The 13,420-nt window shown below is 47.6% G+C and carries 14 protein-coding genes; 9 read left to right on the forward strand and 5 right to left on the reverse strand.

Annotated elements, in window-relative coordinates:
• Positions 1-58 precede the first annotated feature (58 nt).
• Together OUY18_RS09810 and OUY18_RS09815 are read left to right on the forward strand one after the other, a co-directional pair.
• Complete coding sequence (locus tag OUY18_RS09810) at positions 59-895, forward strand: PHP domain-containing protein (protein WP_268058601.1); 837 nt, start codon at positions 59-61, stop codon at positions 893-895.
• Between the two features lie 20 nt (positions 896-915).
• Positions 916-1,173 (forward strand): TIGR03905 family TSCPD domain-containing protein, encoded by a 258-nt coding sequence (locus OUY18_RS09815; RefSeq protein WP_268058602.1) that lies wholly within the window; start codon positions 916-918, stop codon positions 1,171-1,173.
• A gap of 46 nt (positions 1,174-1,219) precedes the next feature.
• On the opposite strand, the gene OUY18_RS09820 is transcribed toward OUY18_RS09815, so the two are convergent.
• Positions 1,220-1,357, reverse strand: coding sequence for a hypothetical protein (locus OUY18_RS09820; RefSeq protein WP_268058603.1), 138 nt, complete (start codon positions 1,355-1,357; stop codon positions 1,220-1,222).
• A gap of 159 nt (positions 1,358-1,516) precedes the next feature.
• On the opposite strand from OUY18_RS09820, the gene OUY18_RS09825 reads away from it, so the two are divergent.
• From OUY18_RS09825 to OUY18_RS09835, 3 genes are all read left to right on the forward strand, one after another.
• On the forward strand, positions 1,517-2,011 hold the full coding sequence (locus OUY18_RS09825) for a UvrB/UvrC motif-containing protein (RefSeq protein ID WP_268058604.1): 495 nt from the start codon (positions 1,517-1,519) through the stop codon (positions 2,009-2,011).
• A complete protein-coding gene (locus OUY18_RS09830) occupies positions 2,004-3,020 on the forward strand; it encodes an ATP--guanido phosphotransferase (RefSeq protein ID WP_268058605.1) in 1,017 nt (338 codons plus the stop codon). Before OUY18_RS09825 ends, OUY18_RS09830 begins: the two co-directional genes overlap by 8 nt.
• An 89-nt stretch (positions 3,021-3,109) precedes the next feature.
• On the forward strand, positions 3,110-3,757 hold the full coding sequence (locus tag OUY18_RS09835; RefSeq protein WP_268058606.1) for a hypothetical protein: 648 nt from the start codon (positions 3,110-3,112) through the stop codon (positions 3,755-3,757).
• Positions 3,758-3,868: 111 nt separating this feature from the next.
• On the opposite strand, the gene OUY18_RS09840 is transcribed toward OUY18_RS09835, so the two are convergent.
• Positions 3,869-5,650, reverse strand: coding sequence for a methyl-accepting chemotaxis protein (locus OUY18_RS09840; protein WP_268058607.1), 1,782 nt, complete (start codon positions 5,648-5,650; stop codon positions 3,869-3,871).
• Positions 5,651-5,896: 246 nt separating this feature from the next.
• On the opposite strand from OUY18_RS09840, the gene OUY18_RS09845 reads away from it, so the two are divergent.
• A complete protein-coding gene (locus tag OUY18_RS09845) occupies positions 5,897-6,250 on the forward strand; it encodes a helix-turn-helix domain-containing protein (protein WP_268058608.1) in 354 nt (117 codons plus the stop codon).
• Positions 6,251-6,307: 57 nt separating this feature from the next.
• Here the strand turns inward: OUY18_RS09845 and OUY18_RS09850 are convergent, their stop codons facing one another.
• Entirely contained in the window at positions 6,308-7,237 is a 930-nt protein-coding gene (locus OUY18_RS09850; RefSeq protein WP_268058609.1) for a S1 RNA-binding domain-containing protein, read from the reverse strand.
• 164 nt (positions 7,238-7,401) lie between these two features.
• On the opposite strand from OUY18_RS09850, the gene OUY18_RS09855 reads away from it, so the two are divergent.
• The 3 genes from OUY18_RS09855 (at position 7,402) to OUY18_RS09865 (ending at position 10,592) form a co-directional block, all read left to right on the forward strand.
• On the forward strand, positions 7,402-8,283 hold the full coding sequence (locus tag OUY18_RS09855) for a peptidylprolyl isomerase (protein ID WP_268058611.1): 882 nt from the start codon (positions 7,402-7,404) through the stop codon (positions 8,281-8,283).
• A 26-nt stretch (positions 8,284-8,309) separates the two neighbouring features.
• The gene (locus tag OUY18_RS09860) at positions 8,310-8,876 is read left to right on the forward strand and encodes a hypothetical protein (protein ID WP_268058612.1); all 567 of its coding nucleotides are present in this window, start codon (positions 8,310-8,312) and stop codon (positions 8,874-8,876) included.
• Positions 8,877-8,984: 108 nt separating this feature from the next.
• Complete coding sequence (locus tag OUY18_RS09865; RefSeq protein WP_268058613.1) at positions 8,985-10,592, forward strand: CTP synthase; 1,608 nt, start codon at positions 8,985-8,987, stop codon at positions 10,590-10,592.
• A 175-nt stretch (positions 10,593-10,767) separates the two neighbouring features.
• On the opposite strand, the gene OUY18_RS09870 is transcribed toward OUY18_RS09865, so the two are convergent.
• Entirely contained in the window at positions 10,768-12,732 is a 1,965-nt protein-coding gene (locus OUY18_RS09870; RefSeq protein ID WP_268058614.1) for a DUF2207 domain-containing protein, read from the reverse strand.
• A gap of 17 nt (positions 12,733-12,749) precedes the next feature.
• Complete coding sequence (locus tag OUY18_RS09875; RefSeq protein ID WP_268058615.1) at positions 12,750-13,304, reverse strand: LemA family protein; 555 nt, start codon at positions 13,302-13,304, stop codon at positions 12,750-12,752.
• Positions 13,305-13,420: the final 116 nt, after the last annotated feature.

Consider the following 13,420-nt stretch of genomic DNA (forward strand, 5'->3'; position numbering starts at 1 on the left):
AATGTATTATAATAGTATAGTAATACATAGAAAAAGATTAAGACTGGAAGGTGATTAAGTGGCCGCAGATTTGCATTGTCATACCAAGATGTCCGATGGCTCGGTTGGTATTGATGAGGTTGTTCTACTTGCCAAAACGCATGGCATTCCCACGATTGCCGTCACTGATCATGACACATTTGCGGGATCAACAAGAGCAAAAATTTTTGGGGACAGGCACGGTGTTGAAGTGCTTTCCGGGGTGGAATTTTCCACGGTAGACCCGGCGACAGGCCGAAAGGCACATATTTTATGTTATTTGTGTGAGAATACGGACCGCTTAGAGGGCTTATGCAAGCGAATAAGCGACCGCCGCCGCCGTGCTTCGTGCATTATGATTCAAAAGGTAATGCGGCTTTATCCGATTACTGCGGAAATGGTTATGCGCCGTGCGCAGGGCAGCACAAATATTTACAAACAACATATTATGCATGCGCTGATTGATGCGGGTTATGCGAGCGATTTCTTTGGCGAAACCTATCATAAGCTTTTTAATTCCAAAACAGGGCTTGCCTACTACCCGGTACGTTACCCCGATGTGCATGATGTAATCAAACAGGTTCACGAGGCGGGCGGCGTTGCCGTACTGGCTCACCCCGGCGTTTACGACAGCTATGATTTGTTTGAACAGCTTGCCGCAGACCATGAAATCGAGGGCGTAGAGGTTTGGCATCCCCGCAACAAACCGGGCGATGAGGAACGCTTTATCGGGACTGCAAAGAAAAACAATCTGGTTATGACGGGCGGAACCGATTTCCATGGCATGTACACCATGAACAAAATGCCGATCGGAACCTGCCTAACGCCGGATGATCAGCTTGAAGAATTGAAAAAGATAAAAGTTAAGATTAAATGAATAGTAGCGGGTGATAATACTTGGTCTATCGATATAAAACCAGGGGAACCTGTTCCTCCGAAATCGTTATCGAGCTCGATGGAGACATCGTAAAATCAGTAAAGTTTACCGGCGGCTGCAACGGAAATGCAAAAGGGGTCGGCGCGCTTGTGAAAGGAATGAAGGCGGATGAGGTTATCAAACGCCTGAAAGGGATCAAGTGCGGATTTAAACAGACCTCCTGCCCGGATCAGCTTGCAACAGCATTATCTCAGATGGTGGAGCAGCGGATGAAATAAAAATGGATAAGGGCTGCGATTTGAGTCGCAGCCCTTTTTTGCGCTGTTAGCAGCCGCATCCACTGTTGTTGCATCCACAGCCTCTGTCGCAGCTATCATTTTCACCACAGCAGCAGAAGATGATGAGGATAAGGATGATAATCCAGGAGCAGCCACCGCCGCAGCCAAATCCACTGTTACACATAATTGTTTGCCTCCTTTCGGTTTACAGTATATAATATTGCGTAGGAACAAGACGTGTTACAATTTTTTATTCCTTAGCTGAGATAATCTGTGCTTTACAGTTCTTTCAACGATAAACAATTCGTAGAATATTTTATATAGTATAATATGAGGTGGTTTTATGCTGTGTGAATCTTGTGGGAAAAATCCTGTTACCACTCACGTAAAAACGATCATAAACGGAAAACTTACGGAATACCTGCTTTGTGCGGAATGTGCGCAGAGATTGGGATACGGAAACCTCTTAACCGAACTGGGCTGCAATTACGGCAGCCTTCTGGGCGAATTTTTCGGCGAAGCCGAACGGACGGACTCGGTTCGGTGCCAATGCTGCGGTTCCTCTTTTAATGACATTGTACGCAGCGGAAAAGTAGGTTGTGCCGAATGTTACCATACTTTTTACGACCGGCTCATCCCTTTGATTCAGCGCATCCACGGCGATACCAATCATCGCGGAAAAGTTCCGGGCGGCAGTATGCTGAGAAAGCCTCCGCAGGAACAGCTCAGCTTAATGCGGCGTGAACTGCGGGAAGCGATTCGAACCGAAAATTTTGAGCAGGCCGCAAATCTGCGGGATCGGATTAAAGAACTGGAAGGGGGAAATTCCCATGGATGATCTTCGGGAAAACGGAAGCGAACAGGACGTTGTAATCCGTACACGGATTCATCTTACAAGAAATCTGCGGGATATTCCTTTCCCGTCGAAAATGAACCGGACCGACCGGTTAACACTGGTGCACAAAGCAATGGATGCGGTCGAAGAAAACAAGGCACTTTCCCATATCCTTCGCTATATGGATATGGGGAGCCTGTCCAAGACGGAAGCGGTTTCCCTTGTGGAACGGTATCTGGTGAGCGCGGAATTTATCTCGGACTGCGAAGGCCGCGGCGTTTTTATTACGGACGACGAATCCATGAGCATCATGGTGAATGAGGAAGACCACATTCATATTCAATCTTCTTTGTGGGGCCTTAACCTTGAAAACGCATACCAAAAGGCGGATATTCTGGATGATCTTTTAAACCGGAGCCTTCATTTCGCATTTGATAAAGACTTAGGCTATCTGACGCAGAATCCTGTAAAACTTGGCACCGGCATGCGTGCTTCTTTGATTTTGCACCTTCCCGCTCTTCGCGGCAGCGGCGGGATTGTCCGGATTTCCTCGAATCTTTCCAAACTGGGGCTTTCCCTGCGCGGGGTTTTCGAAACGGGAGAAGACTCGAAGGGAGCGGTTTATCAGCTTTCCAACCAGGTGACGTTCGGCATTTCCGAGCAGGAGGCAATCGCGAATCTGAAAAGCATTGCCACACAGCTTATTCATCAGGAACGCGCCTTGTGGGAGGAACTTGCGGAAAAACCGGAAATACAGGATACCGTCAGCCGCTCCCTTGCGATTCTGCAAAGCGCGAAAATGATGGCGTATGATGAGTTTTTACAGCTCGCTTCCAACGTTCGTTTCGGTATTTCCGTCGGCCTGATTGGGGATATTCGCAGTGATCAGCTTAACCGGCTGATCATTGCCATGCAGCCCGCGACGCTTACGCTGCGAAGCGGGAAAAAGCTGACGCAGAATGAACGCCGGATTTTACGCGCAAATCAGGTTCGTGATTTGCTGTATAAATGAATATATCATTTCTTCTGAAAGTGCGGTATAATATACGTTAAGGATGCGGGTACACAAAATTTCTAAGAAAGATAAGGTGGGATTAGGTTATGGCGGATTTAAAAAAAGAAAATACGGATTTGGCTGCAGCCCTGTTTTCACTTTTAGGTGAGGCTGTTCCACACCACCACTCATTTGAAGAGGAAGCAAAACGCCTGATTCATCAGATTCGCGACCGGGAAAAGATTTTGCTGAAAATTATTGAGCTTTGTGGTGAACCGAAAACACCGAAACATCTCTATCTGATTGAAAAGGCATACAGTTGGCTTGGAAAAAAATATTATAACGAAACGGCAAAATATGCCAGTGAGTATCTGCATACCGCCAGTTGGAATGAACTTCCGAACCGGGTTAAAGTCGAAAACGGGATTACGGTAAATTTTGCGTCCGCCCAGCGGGCTTCCGTTCTGGTTGACCTGGCAAAAGCGCAGGAGGGACTTGGCCATCTGGACGCGGCCCTGCTGAACTTTATGGAAGCATACCGCCTTGCTCCGTACAGTGCGATGAACGCGATTAAAGTAGCGGATGTAATTGCAAAGAAACACGGCAGGGAAGAAGCTCTTTTATTTTTAAAGCAGCAGAAAGAAAGCCAGTATTATGTTCCTATTCAATATAAGGATTTACAGGGCAATACGCGGAAAAACGATTTGTTTAAACAGCTTTTGGACGCGCAGATCCTGAAGTTGCAGGAAGACTGAAATCCTAAAATTGTAAGAAAAGCGGAGCTGCTGAAGCGGCTCCGCTTTGTCTCGTTAAAAAACCGCTGGAGAATTCTCTCCAGCGGTTAAAATGTTATTATTTAGAAGAGATTAATACTTGCCTGCCGTTTGGTCCAAATTATCCGGCTCCGGTTTTGTTTCCTGGAATGTTTCCTGTGAAGCCCCGGCAGGCAGTGCAGCGCGATTTCCTGTGTCACTGAGCTTAAACTTTGAGACCAGTTCTTTCAGAACCTTGGCTTGTCCGGAAAGTTCTTCGCTGGCGGCGGCGCTTTCTTCGGCGGTTGCCGAGTTGGTCTGTACCACGCTGGAGATTTGTTCTACACCAATGGTTACCTGATTAATGGCATCCGACTGCCGATTGGTTGCGTCCGCAATTTTTGCTACCGTTTCAGAAACTACCTCCGCGCTTTTTACAACACGCTGAAGCGATTGCGCGGTTTCGTCCGCAATTTTTGTTCCGCTTTCCACCTGCCGGATCGAGTTTTCGATTAAAGAAGTGGTATCTTTAGCGGCTTCCGCGCTCTTGCTTGCCAGATTCCGGACTTCATCCGCAACAACGGCGAAGCCCTTGCCGGCGGCTCCCGCCCGCGCGGCTTCCACCGCCGCGTTCAAGGCCAGAATATTTGTCTGGAAAGCGATATCTTCAATCGTCTTTATAATCTTGCCGATCTCGTTGGAAGATTCGCTGATTCGATTCATTGCCCCCAGCATTTCACCCATATGCTGGTTGCTTACTTCAATCTCGTCGCTCACATCGGACACGTTCTTGCTTGCGCTGACGGCGTGCCGGGCATTATCTTTTATATGGGTAGAGATTTCCGTAATGGACGCGGAGAGTTCTTCAACGGAGCTGGCCTGCTCCGTTGCACCCTGTGCAAGTGCCTGCGCGCCGCTGGCAACTTGTTCCGCGCCGCTGGAAACCTGCTCCGATGCCTGGTTAATGCTCACTAATGTATCATTGAAAAAGGCAATAATCCCCTCTAAAGACTTCTTCAAATTTGAATAATCGCCGATGTAATCGATTTGTGATTTTACGGTAAGGTTGCCAAGCTCCACTTCATGAAGATTTCTTTGAATATCCGATATGTACATGTTAATGGATGAAACCGATTGTGAGAATGCTTGTCCCAGCATGCCGATTTCATTTTTTGAATCGATCGCTATCTGGGAGTTCAAATCACCATCAGCCATTCTTTGAGCGGCTTCCTTCATTTCTGTAATCGGTTTACTGATACTCTTGGCAATTCGCAATGCTATCAGAACAGAGATGATAAAACTCAATAAAATGATGCTGATGATGGCAATCCGCGCGATTTGCATTTGTTTTGCCAACTGCTGCGCAAGCTGGTTGCCTTCTTCTGTCTTCGAGTTTAATAAATTATTGATTTCAGTACTTAATTTTGTACTGATCGGGCCGGCTTCATTGGTTAAAAGATCCTGCGCCTCTGTCTTTTTATTTTGTTTGGCCAGTGCCACGCCGCGTGCCCTGGCTTCATTGTAAGAAGCGATATCATTGCTGATTGCATTATAATAAGATTTTTCTTTTTCACTGACCATTTCTTTTTGGATTTGTGTCAGATAATGGTTAATCAGCATGGAGGATTCATTTAATTTGGTTTCGGTCTCCTGTATCTTATGAACGTCGGTATAAATTACGATGTCCCTCGTAACTGCCCTCGCAGAGTTAAATTCCGCGCTCAGACGCCCGATGTCGCCCTGAGCAAAACCGTAGTTTTCCAAGGCGTTGGTATATTCGGCGTTCAACTTGGTCATTACAGCATATCCAACACAGCCCCCGATTCCTGAAATAATTGCCACCAGAATAAAAGTCAGCATCAACCTCTTGCCGATTTTCATGTTCTTTAACATCATTCTACCCCTTTTACAGTTTAGATTTATTGATTATTGCTATATTATCGACGAAAATGCAAGCACCTTGTACAAATACTTTATGGAATACTATCCTATAAATAAAATAATATAGGGGAATATATAGTAACATTTGATAACAGTATACTCGCTTATTGTCGAATTTTCAATACTTATAGTCCCTTTTATTAAAGTATCTATAGAGATTTTTTAAAAGAATTTAATATTGTGACTGAGGAGGGGTAATTAATGGAAAAATCTAAATTTGATATTATGACGAAAACCGCAAATCAAATCCGGTATTACCGGACGGCCGCGGGGTTAAGTCAAAAATCGCTGGCGGCCATGGCAGGCATGGACCCTGCTTTTTTGGGCCATATCGAACGATGCCTGAAATGCCCTACGGTAGATACGCTGAATAAAATTTCCACCGCATTGAACATTACCCTGTCCGAACTCCTTGATTTTGACCATCCGAAGCAGGAAACGAGAAGGGGGGAAGCGTTAAAGAAAATTACCGCTCTTCTGAATCAGCTTACGCCGGAGGAGGCGGATGATCTTGCGGAGATCGTTTTCAAAATCGTACAGTTCAAAAAGCATTAAAAACAGGCTAAAGATAGTTACAAAGGTTTTCCTCTATAACACCTTAGCCTGTTTGAATCATTTCGATAGAAATTCCGTTGAAATTTCCTTTTCGCTGTCCGGAGGAGAGTATACGAACCGGTCGACCCGGTTCCCGCTGTAGAAATATTTCGGCGCCGCCGGACGGTAGGAATAGTCGAATGTATCGATAATAACGAGTTTGACTTTCATTCTGGAAGAAATGATACTTTTAATGTAAACACTGGCCTGCTGGCCGGGGACAACGTCCTCCTTTGCTTCCGCCAGTCCCGCCAGATTGGGCGACAGTTCAACAAAGATTCCGTAAGGCTCCACGGAACGAACGATTCCGGCGACCGTCTCGCCGGCTTTAAACATCGCTACGTTTTCCGCCCACGTGCCGAGCAGCTCCTTATGGCTTAACGTAATCCGTCCGTTTTCGATGGATTTAATGATGACTTTCACATCCATTCCAACGGTAAAGCGTTCGCGGGGATGGTCGATGCGGGAAACGGAAATCGCATCGATCGGCAGCAGCGCAATAATTCCGCAGCCGATATCCGCAAAAGCGCCAAAGCTTTCCAGATGGGTAATCCTCGCGTTGATGATATCGCCCGGAGTCAGTTTCTTTACATATTCCGCCATGCATTTTTCCTGCGCGGCCCGCCGCGAAAGCAGCGCGGTTAAATGTCCTTCGGAATCCTTCTGGAAATTTGTTATCATAAAGCAAACCGGTCTGTTTACCCGAGAAATGATCGCGATGTCCCGCACGGTCCCCTCACGAATGCCTAAAGCCCCTTCGTCATGCGGGATGATTCCCTTCATGCAGCCTAAATCCACCAGCAAATTGTGCGAGCTGTCACAAATCAGCGCACGTCCTTCCAAAATTTGTCCATCCCGGCAGGCATCGTTCAGCGCGGAAATATTTTGTAACGCCGCGCGATTTTCTGGTGTATCGATGATCCAACCTTCCGGATAGTAATCAAACATTTTCCTACCTCCTTTATGTGTCTGCTTATCTATATGCTTAAAAAAGTAAGGTAATACTAACCTCAATAATTATTAAATTGTTAATTTAACCTCATGCAGCTTGAATATTATCCCGTATTATTATAAAATATAATTTATGTATGATGAGAGGAAGAGTTCAAAATATGCATAGAAGCAAACAAGTAATCGGCATGATTGCCCTCCTTGCAATGGCACTGAATTTCACCGCGTGTTCCGGCGGCAGCACCGCGAGCCAGGCATCTTCTTCGGCTTCTTCGGCCGTAAGCAGCGCGGCTTCCCAGGCTTCCGACGACGGCAGAATCCGCCCGGACGACGGCAAAAAATTAGGCTATCAGCTGGATAAGCCCGCCAATGGGGAAGAAATTGCGGTTCTAACCACCAATATGGGCGTGATAAAATTGCGCCTGTTCCCGCAGGCGGCCCCGAAAACGGTTGAAAATTTCAAAGGGCTGATTAAAAAGGGCTATTATAACGGAGTTACCTTCCACCGCGTGATCAACGATTTTATGATTCAGAGCGGCGACCCGAAAGGGGACGGCACCGGCGGCGAGAGCATTTGGAACAAACCTTTCGCGGACGAATTCAATGCGAATTTAGTCAATATCCGCGGTTCGGTTTCCATGGCGAATGCCGGAAAGGATACGAACGGCAGCCAGTTCTTTATTAATCAGAGGGGGACAAAGGAAGCGATCGACTGGAATTCTTACCAGCAGGCTTTTGGTGTGTATAAGCAGTCTCCGGAGGCGTTTGTTCAGCAGTACGGTACCTATTGGCTCGATATGGATAAGGTGACGGACGCGTACAAGGATCTTTATAAAAAATACGGCGGAAACCCGAATCTCGACGGCGCATACAGCATTGTAGAAAAAGGACATACTGTTTTTGCGCAGGTGCTCGAGGGAATGGACGTTGTTGATAAAATTGCGGCTGTGCCCGTTGCAGAAAATGATCAGGGTGAAAAGAGCAAACCCGCTTCAAAAGTATCGATTCAAAAAGCAGAAATTGTTCCGTATAAATCGAAGTAGAATCGGCAGGAAATGGAGGATTTTTTATGAATCAGAACGATCCGGGTACAAACAGGGACCAGCAGGGGCAGCAGCCTTTTGACTATGAGGCGCATTACCGGCAGCAGAACCGGCAGTATCAGAGCCCGCCGCCCTACGGCGCGCAGTATCATCAGGACCCATGGCAGCAGCCGCCGATTCCGCCGAAACCGCCGGTTCGTCCGGCTTACAGCGCTTATGACGCGCCAGCCGACAATACAAAAGCTTTTTGTATCATGTCCTATATCAGCATTCTCTGGCTGGTAGGCCTTTTAGCGGACCGGTATAATCCCAAGGTTCGCTTTCATGTGAATCAGGGGATTATTCTCACGATTTTCTATGTCGTTTTAAGGTTCCTGCTGATTTTTTTAAACGGGTTCGTCAACGCCATATTTGTTCTGCCTTTTTCCGGGGCGGTGATTATTCCCCATCTGGGTTCGGCTCTGAACAGCATGCTGACGCTGGCGGTGTGGGGGATTTACCTTTCTTTTATGATCATCGGCATTATGCATGCGGTACACGATCGGGAAGAACCGCTGCCGATTATTGGTACATTGTTTCAAATAGTAAGATAATGTAAAGAATTGTCGCCTATTGCATTGACAAGCCAATACAATAGGCGATATAATTATTTTGTTTTGTTTTTTAGTGGCAGATATTTAAAGAGCTTATGGAGGGGAACTATGTCAGCAAAATATATCTTTGTAACAGGCGGGGTTGTTTCCGGTTTGGGAAAAGGAATTACAGCGGCTTCATTAGGGCGTTTGCTGAAAGCGCGGGGCCTGAGGATCACGATGCAGAAATTTGATCCATACCTGAACGTTGATCCGGGTACGATGAACCCGTTTCAGCACGGAGAGGTATTCGTAACCAATGACGGGGCGGAAACCGACCTCGACCTTGGCCATTACGAGCGCTTTATCGATGAAAGCCTTACGCAGAACAGCAATATTACTTCCGGAAGAATTTACTGGAATGTTCTGCAAAAAGAACGCAATGGGGATTATGACGGCGGCACGGTTCAGGTCATTCCTCATATTACAAACGAAATCAAGTCCCGCATTTATGAAGGCAAAGATAATATTGACGTAGCGATCATTGAAGTGGGCGGTACGGTCGGCGATATCGAAAGCCAGCCGTTCCTGGAAGCCATCCGCCAGTTTGCAACGGAAGTCGGCAGGAATAACTGCCTGTTTATCCACGTTACACTGGTGCCTTATCTGACCTGTTCCCATGAACACAAATCGAAGCCTACACAGCACAGCGTGAAGGAACTTCTCTCCATAGGCATTCAGCCGGATATCATCGTTCTGCGTTCCGAAAAAACGGTCGGAGACGATATTAAAAAGAAAATTGCTCTGTTCTGCAATGTAAATGAGAATTGCGTAATTGAGAACCTTGACCTTCCGCTTCTGTACCAGGTTCCGCTGGCGCTGAAGGAGGAGCGTTTGGATGATATTGTCTGCAAACGCTTTGGGCTGGACACGCCCGGCGCCGATTTAAGCGACTGGATCGCCATGGTGAATACGGCGATGTCCGTTACACAAAGCGTGACGATCGGTCTTGTCGGAAAATATGTGGAACTGCACGACGCGTATTTAAGCGTTGCCGAAGCGCTGACGCACGGCGGAATCGGCAACAATGTGAAGGTAAAGATCAAATGGATTGATTCCGAAATGATTGAGGCGGGGAATGTCGCCGATATTCTTTCCGGCGTGAACGGCGTTATTGTTCCCGGCGGCTTCGGCCAAAGGGGAATCGAGGGCATGATTACGGCAATTCATTATGCGAGGGAAAAGAATATCCCGTGCCTTGGAATCTGCCTTGGCATGCAGCTTATGATTGTGGAGTACGCGCGCAATGTACTCGGCCTTGCGGACGCCAACTCCGCGGAATTTGACCCGCAGAGCAAAAACCATGTGATCGATCTGATGCCGGAGCAGAAGGACGTAGTCCAGATCGGCGGCACCATGCGCTTGGGGCAGTATCCCTGCAAGCTTACGCAGGGGACGAAAGCGGCGGCGCTTTACAGCAACGTTCCGCTGATTTCCGAACGCCACCGTCACCGTTTTGAAGTGAACAACGATTACCGTGAGCGCTTGGAAAAAGCCGGTGTGATTTTCTGCGGCAAATCGCCGGACGAGCATATCGTGGAAATGATGGAGCTTCCGGATCATCCGTGGTTTGTGGGTTCCCAATTCCATCCGGAATTCAAATCCCGTCCGAACCGCCCGCATCCGCTCTTCAAGGGGCTTGTAGGCGCAGCAATCGAGTACCGCGATTCCCACTAAGAGAATTGATTAAAGGGCCTCCGGCTTTGCCGGAGGCCCTTTAAAATGCATCTTGTCCATTACGGAATGAAGCGAAAGCAAAGTGAAAGCCAGCACCGAAAAGGCGCTGGCTTTCTTTGCTTTTATGCGGGTTGTGCTGCCACCTCTTTCAAGAGCGGTCATGCTCTTTTAGGAGTTACCGGACGCCGCCGCCCCCGCCTGCGCCGAAGCCGCCGCCGCCTCCTCCAAAACCACCGCCGCCAAATCCTCCGCCTCCGAAACCACCGCCGAAGCCTCCGCTTCCGGATTCCGGGGGATGCGCAAGTCTTGTCGCGGAAGTACTGATATTGCTGATCGTGGTGCCGAGGTAAGAGCCAAAGTCGTTGCCGATGTGGCTGAATCCGCCCATGCCGACCGAACGGCCAAACATGTAGTAAAGATAACTTGTGCCGAAGTTGGTGTTGAGATAGGCGTCATCGTTCAACTGAGGATAGACCATCTTCAGTTCCTCGCAGACTTTTTTCGAAATTCCCATCATTGTCGCGTAGACCAGATATTCTTCCCACAGGGCAAGCTCCGGAACGCCGTATTCCGTCATGCGCGAAAATTCGAGCATGTATTTTCTAAGGCCCTGCCAAACGGCATAATCGTATTCGCCCTTCTGACTGAGGCGGGATTTCCCTTTGGAGGCGATCAGCAGAAGCACACTGAAAATCAGGATGCCGATCGGCAGGTAAAGCAGCCATGCCTGTGTGATGGCCAGTAAAAAGATCGCTCCCGCAATGCCGAAAATTCCTCCGGCTGTACAGGCCGTTAAATAACCGGGATGGTGCTCATAATATCCCCGTCCGGCGATTTCCCTTTTGGTCTGTAACAGGAAATCCTGAATGCTGGAGTCAATATACTGATTATGCGTCTTTGCATATGACTCGAATTGACGCATGGTAAAGCTGCCGCCGGTTTCCGATGCGACGGTGGATATCATATCGTAGAAGACCTGTTCGCTCATTGTAAGCGGAACATTTTTCGCATCACCCGTAATTTCAACTGAAAACTTTTTATTTTCAGTTGCAAAAAACCGGACATAGCCTTTCCGCGCGAGATTCATTAGCGTAGCGCTGAAAACCCGTCCCTGCACCCGGTCGGTTATGCCGCCGCTATAGAAATAGAACAGATTTGCGGCGCCGCCCGGCGAGCTGTCTTCCGGTATCTCCCGCGTGTATTCGGGGGCGTTCGTTTTATAGGGTTTTGTTTTCTTTTTAATCCATAGGAAAAGCAGAATGCCTGCTACTACAAGCACTGCACCCGATACGGCGTCCACAATGCCTACGATGAATTCCAGTTTCTGCTTTTGCGCCCACTGGGCTGCCCAGTCGTTTTCTTCTTTTTTAATCTTTTCAAAGGTTTTCGAAGCAAATTTTTTATTGGAATCCGGGAATAAGGAAACAGGCATGCAGACGCGCGTTTCCACCAAGGTGTTTGGCGGGATTTTACTCGCCGTAAAGGTAATCCGATTTGCCGAGACCGTCAGATTGCTCTGCGCCGTGCAATGCAGCCAGGCCATCACCGAACCTTGCTTCGCAGCGGATGGAAACGTAACCGACCCGTGCATTTCGGTGATCGGCAATCCAAAATTCTCCCCGACAAATGCATTGTACAATACGGAAGTGTCCTGATAAACACCGACGATATTTTTTATCGTATAGGAAATCCGGAAATTGCGTATTCCGCTGCCGATCTCAGGCATAAACCAGCCGATTTCCGTTTTCTCCGCGGAAGGATAAAGATAACAGACATTCTCGAATCCCATTCCCGCTGCGGCTTCCGGGTCAATATTGTCACGGAACGTATACGCTGTTTTGTTGTCCATGTCGTATACGGACAGGTCGGTTATGCGAATGCTGCTGCCGGTATCAACAGGAAATATTTTATAGAGATTCGAATAGGGCTTTCCGCGGTCTTCCAGGTTGACACACCAGGTTTCCGTTACCCGCAGGTCTCCGTTTGCAGAAAGCTGCGAAGCAACGTCCAGCTTTTCCAGCGTCTGTTTGGAATCGGATTTGTAGCTGTCCGCGCAGCCACTCAGTGTGAAAAGAATAAGCATTACGGCAAGAACGGCCGCGGCAACCCTTTTCAGTGATTTCCTACATAGTTTACCCATTTTTTCCTCCAGAGGGATTAAAATTTAACCTGCGGTACCGCTTTGTCTGCTTCTGCAATCTCAAAGTATTTTTTCCGGCCAAAGTGGAACATGGAAGCGATGAGATTTGACGGGAAATGCAGGACATATTCATTGTATTTCATAGCCGTATCGTTGTAAAACTGACGGGCCATGGCAATTTTCGTTTCAATATCTTTTAACTGTGCCTGTAAATCGAGAAAATTCTGATTGGCTTTTAAATCCGGGTACTGTTCCGCGGTTGCGAACAAATTGACAATCGCGCGGGAAAGCTTTGCGTTATTTTCCATTGCTTCCTCCGGCGTTTTTGCACTCATTGCCGCTCCGCGCCATTTCGTTACTTCCTCAAGCGTTGTTTTTTCATGCGCCGCATAGCCTTTGACCGTTTCGACTAAATTCGGAATCAGGTCGAACCGTTTTTTAAGCTGTACATCCACCTGCGCCCATCCGTTGTCCACCCGGACAGAAAAGGAAACCAGCCGGTTATACATGCTGACGCCCCAGACGAGCAAAAGCAGGATGAGAACAATTATACCGATTGTGATTGGATTCATAAATGGATACCTCCTTATAATTATGAACATAGTACCATAATTTTATGAAAATGAAAAGATAAGAAAGAAAGCAATTTCTGCCGGAACAAAAAAGGGAGGGACATTTCGTCCTTCCC

It is taken from the genome of Caproiciproducens galactitolivorans, from assembly GCF_026672255.1.
In the GTDB taxonomy this organism is placed as follows: Bacteria; Bacillota; Clostridia; order Oscillospirales; family Acutalibacteraceae; genus Caproiciproducens; species Caproiciproducens galactitolivorans_A.